Annotated in this window: 14 protein-coding genes; 5 read left to right on the top strand and 9 right to left on the bottom strand. The window is 68.4% G+C overall.

What is annotated here, in order from left to right:
• Positions 1-69 precede the first annotated feature (69 nt).
• The 8 genes from J2Y49_RS16150 to J2Y49_RS16115 form a co-directional block, all read right to left on the bottom strand.
• Positions 70-1383, bottom strand: a complete 1314-nt coding sequence (locus J2Y49_RS16150; RefSeq protein WP_310115881.1) for a glycosyltransferase family 4 protein — start codon at positions 1381-1383, stop codon at positions 70-72.
• 155 nt (positions 1384-1538) lie between these two features.
• Complete coding sequence (locus tag J2Y49_RS16145; RefSeq protein ID WP_310115880.1) at positions 1539-3725, bottom strand: hypothetical protein; 2187 nt, start codon at positions 3723-3725, stop codon at positions 1539-1541.
• Positions 3722-5128 carry a glycosyltransferase family 4 protein gene (locus J2Y49_RS16140; protein ID WP_310115879.1) on the bottom strand — a complete coding sequence of 469 codons (1407 nt, stop codon included), beginning with the start codon at positions 5126-5128 and terminating at the stop codon, positions 3722-3724. Before J2Y49_RS16140 ends, J2Y49_RS16145 begins: the two co-directional genes overlap by 4 nt.
• Positions 5125-5952 carry a class I SAM-dependent methyltransferase gene (locus tag J2Y49_RS16135; protein ID WP_310115878.1) on the bottom strand — a complete coding sequence of 276 codons (828 nt, stop codon included), beginning with the start codon at positions 5950-5952 and terminating at the stop codon, positions 5125-5127. The genes J2Y49_RS16140 and J2Y49_RS16135 overlap by 4 nt, the downstream gene beginning before the upstream one ends.
• A complete protein-coding gene (locus J2Y49_RS16130) occupies positions 5949-8228 on the bottom strand; it encodes a glycosyltransferase (protein WP_310115877.1) in 2280 nt (759 codons plus the stop codon). Before J2Y49_RS16130 ends, J2Y49_RS16135 begins: the two co-directional genes overlap by 4 nt.
• A 154-nt stretch (positions 8229-8382) precedes the next feature.
• Positions 8383-9204, bottom strand: coding sequence for a calcium-binding protein (locus tag J2Y49_RS16125; protein WP_310115876.1), 822 nt, complete (start codon positions 9202-9204; stop codon positions 8383-8385).
• A gap of 642 nt (positions 9205-9846) precedes the next feature.
• Complete coding sequence (locus J2Y49_RS16120) at positions 9847-11202, bottom strand: HlyD family type I secretion periplasmic adaptor subunit (protein WP_310115875.1); 1356 nt, start codon at positions 11200-11202, stop codon at positions 9847-9849.
• The gene (locus J2Y49_RS16115; protein ID WP_149224284.1) at positions 11199-12923 is read right to left on the bottom strand and encodes a type I secretion system permease/ATPase; all 1725 of its coding nucleotides are present in this window, start codon (positions 12921-12923) and stop codon (positions 11199-11201) included. Before J2Y49_RS16115 ends, J2Y49_RS16120 begins: the two co-directional genes overlap by 4 nt.
• A 535-nt stretch (positions 12924-13458) precedes the next feature.
• Between J2Y49_RS16115 and galE the strand changes: the two genes are divergently transcribed.
• The 3 genes from galE to J2Y49_RS16100 are packed head-to-tail and all read left to right on the top strand — an operon-like array spanning position 13459 to position 16337.
• Positions 13459-14472, top strand: a complete 1014-nt coding sequence (galE, locus tag J2Y49_RS16110; RefSeq protein ID WP_310115874.1) for a UDP-glucose 4-epimerase GalE — start codon at positions 13459-13461, stop codon at positions 14470-14472.
• Between the two features lie 51 nt (positions 14473-14523).
• Entirely contained in the window at positions 14524-15084 is a 561-nt protein-coding gene (locus J2Y49_RS16105) for a winged helix DNA-binding protein (RefSeq protein ID WP_310115873.1), read from the top strand.
• Positions 15085-15119: 35 nt separating this feature from the next.
• The gene (locus J2Y49_RS16100; protein WP_310115872.1) at positions 15120-16337 is read left to right on the top strand and encodes a DUF2336 domain-containing protein; all 1218 of its coding nucleotides are present in this window, start codon (positions 15120-15122) and stop codon (positions 16335-16337) included.
• A gap of 12 nt (positions 16338-16349) precedes the next feature.
• Here J2Y49_RS16100 and J2Y49_RS16095 read toward each other — a convergent pair whose 3' ends face one another.
• Complete coding sequence (locus tag J2Y49_RS16095; RefSeq protein WP_310115871.1) at positions 16350-17681, bottom strand: nitrate- and nitrite sensing domain-containing protein; 1332 nt, start codon at positions 17679-17681, stop codon at positions 16350-16352.
• A gap of 346 nt (positions 17682-18027) precedes the next feature.
• Here J2Y49_RS16095 and J2Y49_RS16090 point away from each other — a divergent pair, with 346 nt between their 5' ends.
• Together J2Y49_RS16090 and J2Y49_RS16085 are read left to right on the top strand one after the other, a co-directional pair.
• Positions 18028-18201 (top strand): hypothetical protein, encoded by a 174-nt coding sequence (locus J2Y49_RS16090; protein WP_310115869.1) that lies wholly within the window; start codon positions 18028-18030, stop codon positions 18199-18201.
• A gap of 114 nt (positions 18202-18315) precedes the next feature.
• On the top strand, positions 18316-19530 hold the full coding sequence (locus J2Y49_RS16085) for an alpha-hydroxy acid oxidase (protein WP_310115868.1): 1215 nt from the start codon (positions 18316-18318) through the stop codon (positions 19528-19530).
• The last annotated feature ends 192 nt before the right edge of the window (positions 19531-19722 follow it).

Below are 19722 nucleotides of genomic sequence, written 5' to 3'. Positions count from 1 at the left end.
AATCTGTGAAGGATGGAATAAATTATTCTATGACTTCGAAAATATCACAGGCTATCCTATTCTTTCCTATCAGGACCGCTGCGCCACCGCCCGTTCGGGAATGGAGGGTGCAGCCCCGCCGGCGGCCAGCAGCGCGTCGAAGACCTCCGCATGCTGGCGCGCGCATTCGGCGCGGTCGATCGGGCGGCGGATGCGCAGGCGCAGGCGGTCCCACAGGTCGGGCGAGGTCAGCGCCTCCGTCATGCGGTCCACCAGATCCTCGACGCTGCCGTTGCGGAAATGCAGACCGTCGACGCCGTGGGTGACCTTCTCCGCCATGCCGCCGATGTTGCTGGCGATGATCGGGCGGCCGTGCAGGAAGGCCTCCTGGATGACGACGGGGGAGTTCTCCCACCAGATCGACGGGATGATCATCCAATCGACGTCCTTCATCAGTCCCGGCAGCTCGGCCGAGCGGTAGCTGCCGTAGAAGCGTACCCGGTCGCCGGCCTTCTCAACCGCGTCGTTGAAGCGCTTCTGATAGGCCTCCGGCTGGCGTTCCAGGTTGCCGCCGAAGATCATCAGCGCGCCGTCCTCGCCCCAGGCCTTGTCGGAGATGCGCGACACCGCCTCCACAAGCAGATGGGCGCCCTTGAACTCGGTCAGCTGACCGAAGAAGGCGAAGCGGTTGCGCTTGCCGGCGCGGGTGACCGGGCGCGGCGGGGCAATGCCCTCGATGGTCAGGCCGTTCTCGATCATGCGGAACTTTTCGCGCGGCAGCCCCCAGTCGACATAGCGGTCGATCAGGAAGTTCGACGGGCTGACGTAGAAGTCCGCCTGCTCCAGGAAGGTCTTCAGGAACAGTTCGCGCTTGAAGAACTCCGCCTCGCCGATGTGGGGGAAGCAGCCGGCGCAGTCGGCCGGGCTGGCGCGGTAGCACAGCGTGTTGCGGCTGGTCTTCACCATCTGGCCGTGGTGATGGCAGATCGACAGGTATTCGTGCAGCGTCACCACGATGGGCACGCGCGGCAGGGCTTGGCGCACCGCCTGGATCGTCTCGATGCCCAGCCCCAGAAAATGGTGGAAGTTCACCACGTCCGGCTGAAGGTCGCGGACATAGCGGACGAAGTCCTTCTCCAGCCCCGGCAGGTTGCGGTTGGACAGGCGGAAATGGTCGTAGTCGTTGGCGTAATACAGCACCTCCCGCTCCTTCTGGCGCAGAGCCATCAGGGCGGAACCGCGATGCTGGGCGATGGGCGGCGCCACGCGGGCCAGATAATGGCTCTCCCAGCCCGGCAGGTCGTGCAGGCCGTTGTGCAGGTTGTAGGAGGCGACCTCACCCCCGCCCAGCGAGAAGGAGGGGTGGCCATGGCTGATGATCAGCGCGCGCTTGGTCTTGCTCATCGGGTGACCGTTCGTCCTAAGCGGGGGTGGTGAGGTGGTTGTGTCGCTTGCCCCCACCCCGACCCTCCCCCGCTGGGCGGGGGAGGGAGTTTGGTGCAAGGGCGGCGGAGTCCCCTCCCCTGCGAAGCGGGGGAGGTTAGGTGGGGGCAAAAGTGCTAGGCCGCGATCGACGCCTTCCAGCGCTCCGCGAAGCTCCAGTCGTCGACCAGCGCGCTCATGCGCTCCAGGCGGGGGTCGCGGGCTTGGCGGGACTGTTCGTCGACCGCCACCAGCCGGACCTTCGGCAGCCACAGGCAGGAGCCGCCGGCCGCCCGCACCCGCAGGCACAGGTCCAGCCCCTTCGGCTCCGGCGCCAGATAGCGGCCGCCGTCGGCCATCGACCGCACCAGCAGCTCGCGCGGCAGCAGGGCGCAGTCGGCCGATGCGGCATCGACCGCCGACGCCTCCTGCTCCTTCAACCAGTCGCGCGGATAGCCGGCGAAGCGGCGCTCGTAGGTGACCGTGCCGCCCGGCCCTTCGACCGCGATGATGCCGGCGAAGCGGATCGAGTGGTCCTCGTACAGCAGCGTCGGGCTGGCCATGACGGGAGCCAGGGCGGCAGAGCCCACGGCGTTCGGCTTGCGGATCGCCCGTTCCAGCGCCGACAGCCAGCCGCGTTCGGTCGGCAGAACCGATGGGGACAGCAGCAGGACGCGGTCGGCACGGGCATGCGGCAGCGCCGCGGCGACCGCCTCGAACGGATCGGATGCCATGGGCGCGGCGACGAAGCCGACCGCCAGACGGTAGAAGCCGGCGGCCTGCCGGACCATGCCGGCCAGCCGCTCATGGGTGCCGGCGCCGGCCACCACCAGGATCTCCGCCTCGGCGAAATCCGGGTCGTTCGCCATGCGGGCGAGGTTCAGGTCGACATCCTCGCGCCCGTCGCAAACCGGCAGGATCACCGACACGCGCGGGCTCTTCAACGTACGGCCCATCGGGTGCAGGACGGAGGACGGCGCCGCTCGGCCCGACGCCGCGCTGCGCAGCATCGGCCCCAGGTGGGTGGCGACGACGCGGTCGATCGACGGGCTGTCGGGATTGACCGACCCCAGCATGCGGCGCAGCGCATCGCCGGTCGGCGGCTGGCAGGGCAGCGGCAGGAAGGCGATGCCATCGGCGAGCGCCAGCTCCAGATGGAATTCGGCGTCGGCGGAGATGCCGGCCGGTTCGCGGGCGAAGGCGGTGAAGCCGTGGGCGTCGTTGCCCGGAACCATGCGGCCGGCGAACAGCGGGTCGTGGGCGAAGGCATCGGAAACGTCCTTGCGGCCCAGCCGCGACCAATCCTGGTCCAGCCGCGCCGTCATTCCGCCGCCCTTGACCGTCACCGCCCGCACCGAGCCGGTGGGGTCGAGCAGCCAGCCGCAGACGAACAGCCCGGCGCCGGCCACGCGCACCGCCATGTCCAGGCCCATGCGCACCGGCAGCGGGAGCTGCGACACCGTCTCCACCCCATTGTAGCGGGCGGCGATGGCGGCCGCGACACCGCGGCGGGCGGCATCGCCCTGCAGATGGCCCAGCATGTCGCGGGCGTGGGCGGAGGCGACGCCGTCGGCCAGAAGCTGCCGATGCTCGAAGACCGCCAGATGGTGCCAGCCGTCGGCGGCACGGAAATGGATTCGGCGAATGGTATCGGGGGAAGCCACCGGTCCTTCCAGCACCGTCAGCAGGCCGGCGGCATCGTCGGGCAGGTCCGGACGGTGGAAGGGGGCGGCGGCGCTGGCATGGGCGCGCAGATCGTCGGCCTCGACGAGCACATGGGCAGCACCGGCGGGGAAGCCGTGCGACCAGCCCTGCACCATCAGCGCGCCGTCGCGGAAGCGGCCCAGCACCTCGGCGAAGCCGTCGTGACGGGAGGCCTCCTGCGCCAGACCGGCCAGCAGGCGGGTGCGGCGGTCGGCTTCGCCCTCGCCCGCCTCCAACCCGGACAGCAGGGTCACGGCGACGTCCAGCGCGACGTCGAGCGACTGTGGCTGCACCTCACGCAAGGCCGCGACCAGATGGGCGGGGTTGGTGCGGACGTTGGACAGGCGCGGCAGCAGCAGGTGCTTGCCCTGCGCATCCTCGATCTCGATGCGCGACGGGCGCATGTGGGCAAGCCCGGCAACACGGATGGCGCCCAGGAACCAGCGCTCCCCCGCCCCATCGGTCCAGCAGCCGCCACGGAAACGCCCGTCGAGCATACCGTCCAGCATCACGACGCTGTCGGCCGGCAGTGGGTGGTCGATGGCCCCGAACAGCATCAGCGTGTCCTCGTCCAACAGGACGGCGGCGGTGATGTCCGCCTTGGTGCTGCGGTCCTTCATCGGATGCGGATCCCCTGGGAAAGAGCGGCGGGTTTGAGAGCGGCGGGTGCCGGCGAGAGAAGCTCGCCGTAGAGCGCGAGGTGGAGCGACGCGGCCTCCTCCGTCGGGCGGACGGCGGGGATGTTGGCCGACAGGCGTTCCCACAGATCGGGTTCGGTCATGGCACGGGTCATGACGCGGGCGAGGTCGGCCGGGTCGTTGGGGCGGACATGCAGGCCGTCGACGCCGTCGCGCACCGCCTCCGCCATGCCGCCAATCCCGCTGACGATGACCGGGCGGCGGTGCTGGAAGGCCTCCTGGATCACCAGGGGCGCGTTCTCCCACCAGATCGACGGCATCACCACCCAGTCGGCGGCGGCCATCAGCGCCGGCATCTCCTGTGGCCGGTAGGGCCCGTGGGCGGTGGCAAGGCCACGCGTCGCGTCGAAGCCGTCGGCCACCCGCTGGCGGAACTCCGGCGCCTGGTACAGGCTGCCGCCATGGACGGCCAGCGACGGGGACAGGCCCTGGCGCGCCATGCGGGCGACGGCGTCCAGCGCCACGGTGACGCCCTTGAACGGGTTCAGGTTGCCGAAATAGGCGAAGGCGTCGCGCGCCGCATCGGGGGCGCGGTCGCGGGCCGGGGCTGGGTCCACGGCGGGGCGGCTGTTCGCCATCACCTCGATCCGGGCGGGGTCGAGGCCCCAGGCGACATAGCGGTCGCGCAGGAAGCGGCTGGGCGCCAGAAAGCGGTCGACCAGCCCGAACATCGCCTTGATGTGCTTCTCGCGCAGCAGGAACTGGTCGGCCGGCCGGTCGGGGAAGCAGCGGTGGCAGGCATCCGGCGACGCCTTGGTGCAGAGAGCGCGCGCACCACCCTCGCCGCGCGGCGGGGTGACCATCTGTCCGTCATTGGCGCAGATCGGGTAATAGTCGTGCAGGGTGTAGACGATCTTCGCATCCGGGCAGACGCGGCGGATCAGGAACAGCATCTCCACGCCCAGCAGCAGCGTGTGATGCACATGCACGATGTCCGGCCGGAAGGCGCGCAGCAGGTTGGACAGGTCGGGAACCAGCCCGTGCAGGTCGATCTGGCTCTGGTTGAAATGGTCGAAATGGCCGGCCCACAGCAGCACCTCGTCGGCGCTGCGGCCCAGCGTCTGGAATCCTGTGCCGGGGCGGGGGGCGCGATGGGTGTCGTTGGTGCAGGCCAGGAACAGGCATTCCGCCCCCGCCGCCTTCAGGCCGCCGAACAGCTCGTGCGCGAAGATCTCGGTACCGCCGGGATGCAGGCTGGGGTGGTTGTGTGCGATCAGCAGCACCCGCGGCGGCCGGGCGGCCACCAGCGGACGCGCCGGCTGGCGCGGAGCGGGACGGGCCGCCGCGTGGCCGGCTGGAACGAGTGGCAGGCGGCGCCGGCTCATGGCGCACTCCCCTTCTCCAGAACCAGCAGATCCTGGAAATTCTCGGCCTCGCGCTGGCCGCTCCAATGCCCGCGCATCACGGGACGCGCCGTCCGCAGGCCATGGGCGGCGAAGCGGCCGAGCAGGAACTCCTCGTCATAGGCGACGGCGGCGTTGGGATGCTCCGGATCGGCCAACAGCTCCACGCCGGGCGCATCGCGGAAAGGAGGGCGCGCGGTGCCCTTGGCGATGCCGGCGCGGGCGGTGGCGTCGGCCAGGAACAGGCTGAGGAAGCAGCGTCCGCCCGGCTTCAGCACCCGCGCGATCTCGGCCGCATAGCGCTCGGTGTCGGCGGTGCGCAGGTGGGTGATGACGGATGTCAGGATGACGAAGTCGTAAGCCGCCGCCTTGAAGGGCAGCGTCGCCGTCTCCCCCTCGATCCGACCATCGGGATTGTAGAGGCCGTTGGCGACGTCGAGATGGTGGAAGCGGAACTCCGGATAGGCCGGGGTGATGGTCGACGCGCACCAGCGGATGCCGTCCAGCACGATGTCGATGCCGTCGTAGGACGAATCCAGATACTGGGTCAGCGGCAGCGCCATGCGGCCGACGCCGCAGCCGATCTCCAGCACCTTGTGGTCGGGACGCAGGCCGCCGAGCCGGACGAAATGGCGCAGGAACTCCGCCCCGATGGCACGGAAATCGCCGTCGCCGATGAAATGCAGTTCGGGCGGCGGCACCGGCAGGAAGCGGTTGCGCGCGATCTGGGCGCAGAGCCATTCCAGCCGCGGATCGGTCTGGCGGCGCAGGACGGCAAGCTGCGGGGTCGGCACGATCGCGTTCATCGGGTCACCTGTGCTGTCTTGCGGGCGCGGCCTGTCTTGGAGGGCTGCACCTCGTCGTCGGCGTACCAGTCGCGCGCCATCAGTTCGGCCATGCGGTCGGCCCAGCGGCGGCCATGGAGCCAGCGGTTGTATTCGGAGGCGACTCCGCGGGTGTAGCCCTGGTGCCGGCCGATGGAGCGGCGCTCCAGATGGTACAGCTCGACCGAGGGGGCATAGCGGATGTCGAGGCCCTGGCCGCGGATGCGCAGGCACAGGTCCGAATCCTCGAAGTCGCCGATGATGTAGTCTTCGCAGAATCCGCCGGCGGCGGTGTAGGCGGCGCGCGTGGTCAGCAGGCAGGCGCCGGTGACGCCGGGAACCGAGCGCGGCCGGCAGGCGGCGGCGAAGTCGCGCGGCAGGCCCTTGAAGTAATGGTGGTTGTACCAGGCGCCCTGCAGATCGCGGTCGAAATAGAGCCCGGCATGCTGAAGGCTGTCGTCGTCGAACAGCAGCTTCGGGCCGACGGCGCCGATGCCCGGACGTTGCTCCAGCGCCGCGACCAGTTGCGGCAGCCAGCCGGCGCGGTCGGGCACCACGTCGGAATTGAGCAGCAGCAGGCGGTTGGCGCGGGCCACCGCGACGCCGGCATTGTTGGCGGCGGAATAGCCGTAATTGCCGCTCTGCACCAGCAGCAGCATCGGCAGGCCGTAGAGGCCGTGGAAGCCACGCAGCAGATGCACCACCTCGTCACGCTGCTCCGGGCTGTCCAGCACGAAGACCAGTTCGGCATCGGCCATCGCCGGATCGGTGGCGAAGCTGGATATTTGGAAGCGCAGGAACTCCAGCGTGCGGTAGAGCGGGATGATGACCGACACCGCGGGCTTCGCCTTGCGTTCGCCATAGACCACCAATTCCGGCTCGCCGCGTGTGGCGAGATGGGCGGCGTGCAGCGGGGCGACGGCCGGGCCGATGACGGTCTCCAGCAACTCATGCGTGGCGAAGCGCGGCGGCAGGCTGCCCAGCACGGCGGCGCGGGCGTCGGCATCGGCGCGCGGCCGCGGCGGCGGGACGAGGCGCAGCGCGCCGCCGGACGCCAGCCGAAGCTCCGCCGTCACCTGAAGCGCCTCCGCCGGTTCGGGATTGCCCGGCAGATGCAGGACGAAGCCGCTGCGGTCGAGACCGGTGTTGCCGTAGAGCTTTGCCACATCCTCACGCGGGAAGCGGTTGGTGAAGCGCTCCACCCGCCGTTCGCCGCCGAAGGGGGTGCGCACCACCAGCTCCGCCGCCAGACCATGCGGATCATGCAGCCAGCCGGCCAGGAACAGCCCGCCATCGGCCGTGGGAACCGCAAGGTCGAGCGACGCACCGATCGGCCGCTTGGCATCGGCGGCCTGCCGGCGCGGCAGCGGGGCTAATGCCTGCAACTCGCTGACCGCCGACGCGGCGGACGCATCGTTGCGGCCACGCTTGGCGAGGCACGACAGCAGATAGTGGCGCAACGCGGCCGGCGTGTCGGGCCGGGCGTTCAGCCGGTCGGTTAGGGTCGGCAGGCCGGCAGGCTCCTCCGGGAAGCGGCGGCAGGCCACGCCGTTGGCGCCCAGCACCACCAGCAGGTTGCCCGGCGCGCACAGTCCGCGATCCATCAGCAGGTCGAAGGCGATGCGTCCCTTGCCGGCGGGATCCGGCCCGATGCAGGCATCGAACGGCGCCCGCGCTACCGCATTCGCGGACAGAACCACCAGACCGGTGATAGCGCCGAAGCGGCCGGACAGAGCACCGGCGCACAGCAAAAGGCCGCCGCCCGCCGTCGCGCGGACCGCCAGCATCGCCGGCTCCGCCGCACGGTCGAGCACCAGGCGTCGGCACAGCGCGGCGAAAGCGGCATCGCGGCGAAGCGCCGGGGTGGAGCAGGCGAAATCGAACAGGAAGCGCAGAACCCGCAAGCGGCCGGCACCATCCAGGCTGCCCAGCAGCCCGGCGGGGTCGAGGTCGGCGGCGCCGGATTCAGTGCGAAGCTCGGCGATCACGCGCTTGTTGGCGATGAAATTGATGGGCATCCGCGGGTCGCGCGGTGCCGGCAGGATCGACAGGACGCGCCGGGCGCCCCAGCCGCTGTCGATGGTCAGCGTGGTGAAGGGCGGACGCACCGGTTCGCCGTCGACGCTCGGCGTGATCGGGCCGACGATATCGGCCGCGCCATCCATCGTCCAGGAGACGAGGAGGAAGCGGCTGCCCAGCGCCAAACGTTGGGCGGGGGCGATCGACACCGAATTCGGCAGGACGGCGATGACGGTCATGGATTGGATTCCGGCAGCGTCGATGGTTTGAAAGTCGGGGGTTTGAACTTCGGAAGTGCTGATTTCGGGCAAAGGAGGACCGGCGGCGGCTTTGACACCACCGGTCCGTCCCTTTCATTCACTGCTCAAGAAGCAGGGAACGATCAGTGCCCGGTTAGTGGATGACGAAGAAGTCGTTCGGGTGGTTGTGGATGTCCGCAGCCGAGACACCCTTCAGCGTGATGCTGTCGCCATGGCCGAGGTCGATCACGGCATCGCCATGCTGGTCGGTGACGCGGGCGGCCAGATCGGCAGCGTCGTTCACCTTCAAGCCGTTGATGTTGCGGGAGATCTGCAGCACGTCCTCGCCGGCCTTGAAGTCCAGGACCACGTCCTGGCCGCCGCCGCCGGAGAAGATGAAGACGTCCTGGCCGGCGCTGCCGGACAGCAGATCGTCGCCCTTGCCGCCTTCCAGGCGATCGTTGCCTTCGTCGCCGAACAGCATGTCGTCGCCGTCGCCGCCGTTCAGCACGTCGTTGCCGGTGCCGCCGCGCAGGATGTCGTCGCCCTTGCCGCCGTCGAGGATGTCGTCGTGGCCGCCGCCGGTCAGGATGTCGTCACCCTTGCCGCCCGTCAGCACGTCGTTGCCGTCCCCCCCGGACAGCACGTCGTCGCCGGTGCCGCCGTCCAGCACGTCGCGCCCGGCACCGCCGATCAGAACGTCGTCACCACTCCCCCCCAGGATGATGTCGTCGCCCGAACCGCCGTCGATGATGTCGTTGCCGTTACCCCCCAGCAGCACATCCGCCGAAGTGCCGCCATGGATCACGTCCTGCCCGTTCCCCCCGAACAGAGCATCGTGTCCAGCGCCGCCGAGCAGGGTGTCCGCGCCGTTGCCCCCCAGCAACAGATCGTTACCCTGCCCGCCATCGAGAAGATCGGCGTGATTGCCGCCGACCTTCACATCGTCGTAGCTGCCCCCAGGAACCGTAGCCATCGTAGGTATCTCCTTGCGATGTGATTGGGATTTTTGGGCCGTCTTTCGGCCTCGCTCGAAAGGCTGAGCTCGCCTTTCGGTGTAACCAAATCTATCGGGGGGATAGTGTGATAAAAGATGGGCTGTGGGAAGAAAAAGTTGAGTCAGAACAGAAGAATCTCACAGAACAACGCATTGTCTATATTTTCAAAAAGAGAGTTAGTCTGATTTGCTTCGAATTTCTAAGCAGTTCCCATTGCAATAATGTTGGTCAGACCCACTTCCAGACTCTGGATTGCCGCCAACCCTCGGGATCACCATGAAAAGTTCTCTTGGTTAAGAGATAGTTTTTAAAAATCAGTTCACCCACTTAATGCCACAGGGTCGGTGAGGCAGTGGATTCGATGGCCGGTCATCATCCCGGGCCGACGCGGGAGATGCCTTTCCCATCCAAGGATGTCCTCGGCGCGATACTCAAGTATGCAAGTAACGGTGAGTTTCGGCACAGTAAAAGCGTCATGGAACTGACCCGGAATGGCAAAAGGGCCGGCGTGGGGGACGCCGGCCCTTTCACGGGACCGCTTGCAGGGGATGGACCCACTTGCCGGCGGCCCCAGCCCGCACCGGCCCAACGGGGGAGGGCCGGGGGGACGGGCGTGCCGTCTATTTCTCCCGGAAGGCCCGCTGCATCCCATCGGTCAGCGGCGTCAGGAAATAGTCGATGGCGCGGCGGGCATGGCCATGGATCATGACTTCGGCCGGCATGCCGGGATGAAGATCGACATCCGGCAGTGCCTTCAATTCCGCCGCATCCATGCTGATCCGGGCAGCGAAATAGAAGGCGCCGGTGCGCTCGTCCTGCAGTTGGTCGGCAGACAGGGACACTACCTGCCCTGCCACCGGCGGCACCGCACGCTGGCGATAGCCGGTCAGCTTCACCATCGCCTTGCTGCCGACCTCCACATTCTGCACGTCGTGGGGGGAGACGCGGGCCTCCACGATCATGGCGTCGTCCTGCGGCACGATGTCGAGGATGCCGGCGCCGGCCGGAATGACGCCGCCGGTCGTGAAGAACCGCAAGCCCGTCACGCGCCCCGCCTGCGGCGCGGTGATCGCCTGGCGCAACAGGATGTCGTCGGCACTGCGCAGGCGTTCCGACAGGTCGGAAACGCTGGCCTGGGCCGTCTGCAGATCGACCGCCACCTCCGACCGGCGAGTGTTGCCGAGGTTGATCATGGTCAGTTCGGCCGCCGCGATGGCCTGTTCGGCCTTGGACTTGTTCGCCATCAGCTCGCCCAGCCGTCCTTCGGAATCGGCGACGTTGCGCTGGAGTTCAAGCATGCGCGGCTTACGTTCGTATCCCTTCGCCAGCAGGCCCTGCACCACCTGCAATTCGTCCCGGGTGTAGCGCAGCCGGTCGGCGGTGGCGACGCGCTGGGATTCCAGCGCCGCGATCTCGTCCCGCAGCTGGGAAATCTGGCGGCGCTGGATGCCCAACTGCGCCTCGTGGCTGTCCAGCCGGGACCGGAACAGCCGCTCCTCGACCGACATCGCCTCGGCCGCCACCGGGTTGTCGCGCGCCGCCTTCACCAGATCGTCGCTGAACAGCGGCTTCGGGCCGTCGGACTGCTCCGCCCGCAGCCGGCCAAGCCGGGCCAGCGCCGTCCAGTATTGGCCCTGCAGCTGCGACACCACCGCCTGGCTCTGCGTCGAATCCATCCGCAACAGCACTTGGCCCGCACGCACGAGGTCGCCGTCCTTCACCAGCAGGTCGCGCAGGATGCCGCCTTCCAGATGGGAGACGGTCTTGCGGTGGCTTTCCACCATCACTGTGCCGGCGGCCAATGCCGCGCTGTCCAGGCTGGCGGTGAAGCCCCAGGTCAGGAAGCCGCCGAAGCCGACCAGCACGGCCAACGCCCCGGCCAGCGCGGTATTGCGCAACGACGGTTCGGCGGGATCCATGTCGATGGTCGCCGTCCAGACCGTCGGGGATGTCAGGGCGGGCGTTTCGCTGGTCATCGTTGCTCTCCGCTGCGGACGAGGCGGGTCACGCCGGCGGGGACCCCGCCCGGCTGCACCAGTTTCAGGACGTCGGCGCGGGCGCCGAAATGCTCGACGACGCCCTCTTTCATCACCACGAGCTTGTCGGCGACCGCGACGATGGAGGGGCGATGGGCGATCATCACCACGGTGGTGCCCTCGGCCTTCACCTTGTGAACGGCGTTCAGCAGGGCCTGCTCGCCCTCATGGTCGAGGTTGGAATTGGGCTCGTCCAGCACCAGCAGCCGCGGCCGGCCGAAAAGCGCGCGGGCCAACGCGATGCGCTGCCGCTGGCCGCCGGACAGGGAAAAGGCGCTCTCGCCCACCGGCGTGTCGTAACCGAAGGGCAGGCGGCCGATCATCTCGTGCACGCCGGCCAGCCGGGCGGCGCGGACGATCTCCGCCGGATCGGCGCTGGCCATGCGGGCGATGTTCTCGCCGATGGTGCCGTCGAGCAGCGCCACCGACTGCGGGACATAGCCGACATACTTGCCGAAGCTCTCGCGCTCCCACAGATAGGTGCTGGTGCCGTCCAGATAGATGCCGCCGGCGGTCGGCTGCCAGACGCCGACGAGCAGGCGGGCCAGTGTCGATTTGCCGGCGCCCGACGGGCCGATGATGCCGAGCACCTCCCCCGCCTCGGCGGAGAAGGAGACGTTGCGCAGCACCGGACGGTTCAGGCCCGCCGGCACATGGCTGACGCGGTCGACCGCCAGCGTCCCCTGCGGCGCCGGCAGCGGCATGGTGGAGCGCGCGGAAGCGCCGTTGTTCAGCAGGTCGCGGATGCGCCGGTGCGCCTCCAGCGCCTTGACCCACTGGCGCCAGCCGTCGACCAGCTGTTCGAAGGGATGCAGAAGCCGCCCGGTGATCAGGCCGGCCGCCATCATGCTGCCGGGGGTCACCAGATTGTCGATCACCAGCGTGGCACCGGCGGCGATCACCCCGACCTGCAGCATCAGCCGCAGCGAGCGCGAGGCCGCGGCCAGCCCGCGCGACATGGTGGCGCCGCGGTCGATCATGCCGGCCGATCCGCTCTGCGCCGCCTGCCAGCGCCGCGCCAGCGCCGGCAGCATGCCCATCGCCTCGATGGCTTCGGCATGGCGGACGGTGCCGGCGATGTCGGCGAAGACGCGGGCCGACGCCTCGTTCGCCTCGGCCATCGGCCGCCGGGTCAGCGCGTCGGTCAGCACCCCCATCACCAGCAGGACCAGCGCGGCGCCGATGGCGAGGAAGCCGTAGACCGGGTGCAGCAGGAACAGGATCACCAGGAAGATCGGCGCCCAGATCAATTCCAGCGGCGCGGTGACGGCGCTGCTGGTCATGAAGGCCCGCAGGTCGTTCAGGTCGCGCATGGTCTGCGCCGCATTGCGCGGCCCGCCGGACAGCGCATCGACGATGGACGCCTCCAGCGCCGGCACGTTGAAGCGGTGGGCGATCACGGCGCTCGTCACCAGGAAGGCGCGGGCGCGGATGAAGTCCAGCACGCCGTACAGCGCCAGCGCCCCCACCGCGATGATCGCCAGCATCGTCAGCGTTTCCAGGCTGCGGCTGCTCATCACGCGGTCGTAGACCTGCATGGTGAAGAGCGGAACCACCAGCATCAGGACATTCACGAACAGGCTGAGGATGCCGGCCAGCAGCAGGCCATGCCCGATCTTCCGGTAGGCTTGGGTCAGCAGGGGCCGATCCACGGAACTCATCTTCGATCCTTCCTGGTGGAGGATTGGCCGATCAAGGCGGCGCTGGAACTCGGGGGAGGGAAAAACGGAAAAAGCTGCCGGCGGGTGGTGCGCTGGACAGGAAGCCGGCCGGGGGGGCGCCGGGTGCGGCCGGTCCAATCAAGGAACGGTCGCCTATGCATGGCGGATCCAGACGCGGGGGGAAGCGTCGGCGGACTTGGCACGCTCAAGCTTTACACCGGGGACATTTTAGAGACGTGTGACAAGTTTCGGGTTCTACCCCTTTCCAGTTCCCGCGAAAGGGGTGCAAAGTGGTTGGCAAACAATTGATTTTTCTACGAGATTCGGCGCTTCACCGAAGGTCTTAGGCCTTTTTGGGTGGGGTTTGCAGCCATCTGGTCAGAGCCCTCGGTTATCGTGCATGGTGCATCGCGATGATTTGCGCAGGGCGCCGGGCTTCCCCCATCCCGCCCCTGCCCCGCCCCCCTTTCCTTCCACCATGCCGGCCGCCCGTTTCCGGTTGCGGCCCGAAAACCGGTTCAAGGAAACCCGATCCATGACGACCCCGAAGACCATCCTCGTCACAGGCGGCGCCGGCTATGTCGGCAGCCATTGCGTGGCGGAACTTCTCGACCATGGCCATCGTGTCGTGGTGTTCGACAATCTGCGTCAGGGTCATATCGCCGCCGTTCCGCCCGAGGCCGCCTTCGTCCAGGCCGACCTCGCCGACGAGGCGGCGCTGGCCCGCGTCTTCGCGGAATGGCGTTTCGACGCGGTGTTCCATTTCGCCGCCTTGTCGGTGGTCGGCGATTCGATGCGCGACCCGCACGCCTATCTGCACGGCAACACGGTCACTTCGCTGAACCTGATCCGCGCCGCGGTGAAGGCGGGGGTGATGAAGCTGGTCTTCTCCTCCACCGCCAACCTGTTCGGTTCGCCCAAGCGGATCCCCATCGACGAGGATGAGGCGATCGATCCCGGCAGCCCCTATGGCGAATCGAAGTTCATGATCGAGCGCGCCCTGCATTGGGCCGACCGCTGCCACGGCCTGCGCTCCGCCTGCCTGCGCTACTTCAATGCCGCCGGGGCGCACCCCAATGGCAAACTGGGCGAGGACCACAGCCCGGAAACGCACCTGATCCCGCTGGTGATGGACGCCGCCACCGGCAAGCGTCCGCACATCGAGATCTTCGGCGACGATTACGACACGCGCGACGGCACCTGCATCCGCGACTACATCCATGTCTGCGATCTGGCCGACGCCCATCTGCGGGTGCTGGACGCGCTGGAGGAGCGGTCGGTCCGCTACAACCTCGGCAACGGCACCGGCTACAGCGTGCGCGAGGTGATCTCGTCGGTGGAGCGCATCACCGGACGGACGGTGCCGGTGAAGATCGGTCCGCGGCGGCCCGGCGACCTTCCGGTGCTGATCGCCTCGTCGGAGCGCATCCGCCGCGATCTCGGCTGGCAGCCGCGCTTCCCGGAGCTGGACAGCATCATCGCCGGCGCCTGGGCGTGGCGCAGCGCGCACCCGAATGGTTTCCGCGGCCTCGCCGCCGCGGCGGAGTAAGGCAGAGGCGAGAAGGATGGCGGCAATGGCAGAGCCGGGATCATGGACGCGATGAGCAACCTGAACTGGGACGATGACGACGCGCCCGAACCGGGACCGGACGGCAAGCCGGGCGGCGACCCCGCTCGGAAACCCGGCGAGGACCTCGACCTCGCCGACTTCCACGGCATGGCGCGCCTGATCGAGCGGATGCACCGGCGTTATCTGGACGTCGTGCGCGTCGGCCTGTCCAAGCAGGGCATCGAGGACATCGGCCCAGTCCAGGCGCTGATGGTGATGCTGATCGGCGAGGACGAGCTGTCGGTCCGCGACCTGATGGAGCGCGGCTATTACCTGGGCTCCAACGCGTCCTACAGCCTGAAGATCCTGGTCGATGCCGGTTACATCAACCGCGCCGCCAACCAGCGCGACCGCCGCACCGCGCGGCTCCAGCTGACCGACAAGGGGCGGGAGCTGTGGGAAGGGCTGCGGCGGATGGAACACGCCCAGGCCGAGGCGCTGGTGCGCAACGAGACCGAGGCGCGCGACCTGAAGGCCAGCTACCGCACGCTCCGCCGGCTCGACCGGCTGTGGGGCGACATGGTCCGCTATTCCTGTCTCGATTTCGATTGATGGGTTTTCGTCCGATGCCGCAGCCGGGTGCCCCTATGCCACATGCCGCCAAACCGCAGACCTCTCAACCTGAGGCGCCCAACCCGAACGCCCTGTCGTCGCGGGATGTGGAACGCCTGCTGACCTCGCCCACCGCGGAGACGCGGATCGAGACGATGAACAAGCTGTTCCACGACCTGGAAGCCGGCGCGCTCAGCCCGGCGGAACGGTCGCTGGCGATCGAGGTGGTGCATTGCTTCGCCGGCGACGCCCAGGTGGCGGTGCGCGAGGCGGTGGCTTGGCAGTTGCGCAACAGCCCCCTGCTGACCGGGGATCTGGCCGAACGGCTGGTCCGCGATGTCGGGCGGGTGGCCTTCCCGATCCTGCGCGACGCGGCGGGACTGACCGACGACCTGCTGCTGGACGTGCTGTCCGATCCGGATTCCGGCAAGCATGTGGCGGTCGCCAGCCGGTCGAAGGTCTCGGCCCGCGTGTCGGGAGCCATCGCGGAGCGCGGCAACGTCGTCGCCGTCACCGCCCTGCTGCGCAACGACGGGGCCGAGGTGCCGGACAGCGCGATGCACCGCGCGCTCGACCGCTTCGGCCGCGTCCGCATGGTCAGCGAGGCCGCGGCGACCCGCCCCGGCCTGTCGCTGGCGATGGTGGAGCGCGTCGTCGCCTTCGTGTCGGACAGCATGCGCACCACCCTGATGCAGGCGCACGGCCTGTCGCGCGAACTGGTCGAACGGCTGGTGGAGCGCGGGCGGGAGGCGGCGACCATGCGGCTGCTGCGCCCGGTGCTGCGCGGCGCCGAGGACATCGATTCGGTGATCCAGTGGCTGCACGCCAACCGCCGCCTGACGCCGGTGCTGCTGTTCCGGGCGCTGTGCGCCGGCGACCTGTCGCTGTTCGTCGCCGGCATGGCGCTGCGCGCCGGCATTCCGGCGGAGAACGCACGCCGGCTGGCCTGGGACGACGGAGAGCTTGGCATGGCGGCGCTGATGAAGAAGGCGACCGTCGCCCCCGGCCTGACCCATCCCTTCCAGGTCGCGGTCGGCGTCGCCAAGCGGATGGAGTATGAGGGCGAGGAGAGCCGGCGCGAGGACTTCCAGTCGGAGGTCATCAGCGAACTGTTCACCGCCTGCACCCCCACCAACGACTGGATGGTCGACGACCTGCTTCTGCAGCTGTTCGACCAGAAGTCCGAGGAGGTGATCGACCGGGCGCTGGATCAGGCCGGCCTGCCCTTCTCGCCGGTGCGGACGGTGCAGTAGAAAAGGCCGTCCTCAGCCGCCGCCCACCCCGCCGCCCGCCGTCACGCCGCGCAGTATGTCGGACATGCTGAGGATCGCCTCGGCGACCTCGATGATGCGCTTGTTCTGGTTCATCGCCGTCTTGCGGATCAGCTTGTAGGCCTCCTCCTCCGACAGGTTGCGGGTGGACATCAGCAGGCCCTTGGCGCGGTCGATCACCTTGCGCTCGTTCAGCGCCGCCTTGGCGGTCTCCAACTCAAGGCTGACGTCGCGCAGACGCTGCGACTGCGCCTGCACGACATCGAGCACGGAGCGCATCAGCTTCGGCCGCAACCCGTCCGGGGCGTAGAGCCCGGTGCCGTCCTGCCCGGGCAGGGCGGGATCGGCGTCGACCAGCACCATCGCCACCGGCATCACCGCATCATGTCCGCGCAGGTCGGCCTGTTCCAGATCGGCGCGCGCCTGGGCCAGCTTCGCCTCGCACAGCAGGCGCAGATCCTCCGTCAGCCGGTCTTCTACCGTTTTCAATAGGTCCATCCGCCGCGTGGCCTGCTCGAACCAGGATTCCGGCGTGATGCCCGACAGTTCGCCATGGCGGGCACCGTCGCCGAGCGCCACCGCCCGCATCCTCTCCACCTCCGCCATCGCCGGATCGGAAAGCGCAGCGCGAAAAGCGGCTGTGTGGGTGGGGTCGGCGAATTCCGCGACGATGCGGAAGGCGCGGTTCTGCGCATCGATCAGCTGGGCGAGCCGGCCATGCTCCGCCCCATCGAACCGCCCGCGCGAGAAGCCGGCGCTGGCCGTCGCCCGCTCCTGCCCGGCGAATTCCTTGCCCTGCACGATGTTGAACAGCGCCACCAGCGCGCGGGAGATCGCCGGATCGGCGGCGATATCCGCCGCCTCGAACACCACGGCCAGCAGATGGCCGACGATGTCGGTGAAGGACTTCACGGCATCCTGCGGCACCAGTGCCAGCGACGCCACCTGATCCCGCAGCGCCGGCAGCCCGTCCAGTGCATGCAGGGCGATGGCGACGCGGTTGTAGAACTGAGCGCCCGAACCGAGGCGGCCGAGCTGCTCGTCGACTTGGTCGAGCCGGTCGCGCAGGACCGCCTCCAGCGCCTTGGCGTCGGCCTGCCAGCGGGCGCGGTCGTCGGCGAAGCGCTTTCCGCTGGAACCAAGATAGATGGAGGAGGCGCCGCGTTCCTTCTGCAGCGCGTGGATCAGCCCGCCCATGTCGCGGACCAGGGCACTGACGGTCAGAAGCTGTTCAACGTCGCGGATACGGCACAGCTTGGCGGCGCGCAGGAATCTTGCGGCCGCGGCGCCCGCTCCGCCGTCCCTGCTTTCCTGCTGTGTCACCATCCGGCCCGTTCCCCCATGATCGCGCTGCCCCGCAGGTGATGAAGCAATGCATATGCCAACAAAAACAGGCCCCTCTCCCCTTGTGGGAGAGGGGTTGGGGTGAGGGGTGGAAATCTGGGATCCCCCCGGCCTGCGGCCGACTGCCCCCTCATCCCAACCCTTCTCCCGCAAGGGAGGAAGGGCTTCTACACTGCAAGCCGGTCGCTCCTGGTCAATGCGTTTGCCTAAGAATGCAGCGGTTCCGCCGAAAATTTGCGCACATGATCGGCGAAGTCCTGTGCAGCGCAACATCCACCCCGAAGCCGTTGTTGAGTCGGCACCCCAACCGTCCCGGAGTCGTACCGCCATGGCCAAGAATCCCTTCATGAGCGCCTGGTTGTCCTGGGCCAACCGTGCCACCGGCATGTGGACCACAGCCGCGATGTCGGCGGCCAAGCGCAACCAGTCGGCGGCGCTGAAATCCATGATGACGCCACCCAAACCCGCCAAGCCGAAGCGCAAGGCCAAGCCGGCACGCTGACCGGCGGACGGACGGATTCAGCAGGGATCCGATGAGGGCGTGCTTGACGGTGCGCGGAGGGGATGGCCAAATCCTACCCCCTTCGTTTCACGCGCAACCGTTGAGACACGCCCCATGACCTCCGTTCGCATGCCCTCGTCGCGGCCTCCGTCGCGCTGGGCGAACCTGTTCACCGACCGGCCCGTCACCTGCATCGAGGATCTGCGGCAGCTGGCGGAATGGCGCGTGCCGCGGATGTTCTATGATTACGCGGATTCCGGCTCCTACACCGAGTCGACCTACCGCGCCAACGAATCGGATTTCGGCCGGATCAAGCTGCGCCAGCGCGTGGCGGTGGACATGACCAACCGGACGCTGGCCAGCACCATGGTCGGCCAGCCGGTGGCGATGCCGGTGGCGCTGGCCCCGACCGGCCTGACGGGAATGCAGCATGCCGACGGCGAGATCCTGGCCGCGCGTGCCGCAGCCAAGGCCGGCGTTCCCTTCACGCTGTCGACCATGAGCATCTGCTCGATCGAGGATGTGGCGGAGAATACCGACAAGCCCTTCTGGTTCCAGCTGTACGTCATGCGCGACCGCGACTTCATCGACAAGCTGATCGACCGGGCCAAGGCGGCCGGCTGTTCGGCGCTGGTGCTGACGCTGGACCTGCAGATCCTCGGCCAGCGTCACAAGGACATCAAGAACGGCTTGTCCACCCCGCCGAAGCTGACCGTCGGCAACATCCTGGACATGGCGACCAAGCCGCGCTGGTCGATCAACATGCTGCGGACCCACCGCCGCACCTTCCGCAACATCGTCGGCCACGCCACCGGCGTCAGCAACCTGTCGTCGCTGTCCTCCTGGACGGCGGAGCAGTTCGACCCGACGCTGAACTGGGACGACGTGCGCCGCATCCGCGATCGCTGGGGCGGCAAGCTGATCCTGAAGGGCATCCTCGACGCGGAAGACGCGGTGATGGCGGCCGACACCGGGGCCGACGCGCTGATCGTCTCCAACCATGGCGGGCGGCAACTGGACGGCGCCATCTCGTCCATCGCGGCGCTGCCGGCCATCGTCGAGGCGGTCGGCGACCGGATCGAGGTGCTGATGGACGGCGGCATCCGCTCCGGCCAGGACGTGGTGAAGGCGTTGGCGCTGGGCGCCAAGGGCACCTTCATCGGCCGCGCCTTCCTCTACGGCCTGGGAGCCGGCGGCGAGGCCGGCGTGGCCCAGTGCCTGGAGATCATCCGCAAGGAGATGGACGTCACCATGGCGATGTGCGGCCTGCGCGACATCCGGCATGTGACGTCCAACATCCTGGCCGGGAAGCCTGATTTCGGGGTGTGAGCGGTTCGCCGATGGCCGCGGCGGGAGCATTGGCGGGATGGAACAGCGTGGAACGGCTTTCCGGCGTTGTTCCGCCCCGCCTGCCGGTCCGAGCATAGGGCTTGCCGACATGGGTGCCGGTCGAAGAGAAGCCCTTCATTGTTTCAATCCCGAAACAATGTCGACTGGCAAATCAGTCACGCTTCAGCTCAT

It is taken from the genome of Azospirillum sp. BE72 (genome assembly GCF_031455875.1).
Taxonomy (GTDB): Bacteria; Pseudomonadota; Alphaproteobacteria; order Azospirillales; family Azospirillaceae; genus Azospirillum.
This window is presented reverse-complemented; position numbering and strand designations above follow the sequence as displayed.

Coding starts and splice junctions, on each gene's coding strand:
- J2Y49_RS16150 (WP_310115881.1), bottom strand. CDS start 1,383: ATGAGCAAGACCAAGCGCGCGCTGATCATCAGCCATGGCCACCCCTCC.
- J2Y49_RS16145 (WP_310115880.1), bottom strand. CDS start 3,725: ATGAAGGACCGCAGCACCAAGGCGGACATCACCGCCGCCGTCCTGTTG.
- J2Y49_RS16140 (WP_310115879.1), bottom strand. CDS start 5,128: ATGAGCCGGCGCCGCCTGCCACTCGTTCCAGCCGGCCACGCGGCGGCC.
- J2Y49_RS16135 (WP_310115878.1), bottom strand. CDS start 5,952: ATGAACGCGATCGTGCCGACCCCGCAGCTTGCCGTCCTGCGCCGCCAG.
- J2Y49_RS16130 (WP_310115877.1), bottom strand. CDS start 8,228: ATGACCGTCATCGCCGTCCTGCCGAATTCGGTGTCGATCGCCCCCGCC.
- J2Y49_RS16125 (WP_310115876.1), bottom strand. CDS start 9,204: ATGGCTACGGTTCCTGGGGGCAGCTACGACGATGTGAAGGTCGGCGGC.
- J2Y49_RS16120 (WP_310115875.1), bottom strand. CDS start 11,202: ATGACCAGCGAAACGCCCGCCCTGACATCCCCGACGGTCTGGACGGCG.
- J2Y49_RS16115 (WP_149224284.1), bottom strand. CDS start 12,923: ATGAGTTCCGTGGATCGGCCCCTGCTGACCCAAGCCTACCGGAAGATC.
- galE (WP_310115874.1), top strand. CDS start 13,459: ATGACGACCCCGAAGACCATCCTCGTCACAGGCGGCGCCGGCTATGTC.
- J2Y49_RS16105 (WP_310115873.1), top strand. CDS start 14,524: ATGAGCAACCTGAACTGGGACGATGACGACGCGCCCGAACCGGGACCG.
- J2Y49_RS16100 (WP_310115872.1), top strand. CDS start 15,120: ATGCCACATGCCGCCAAACCGCAGACCTCTCAACCTGAGGCGCCCAAC.
- J2Y49_RS16095 (WP_310115871.1), bottom strand. CDS start 17,681: ATGGTGACACAGCAGGAAAGCAGGGACGGCGGAGCGGGCGCCGCGGCC.
- J2Y49_RS16090 (WP_310115869.1), top strand. CDS start 18,028: ATGGCCAAGAATCCCTTCATGAGCGCCTGGTTGTCCTGGGCCAACCGT.
- J2Y49_RS16085 (WP_310115868.1), top strand. CDS start 18,316: ATGACCTCCGTTCGCATGCCCTCGTCGCGGCCTCCGTCGCGCTGGGCG.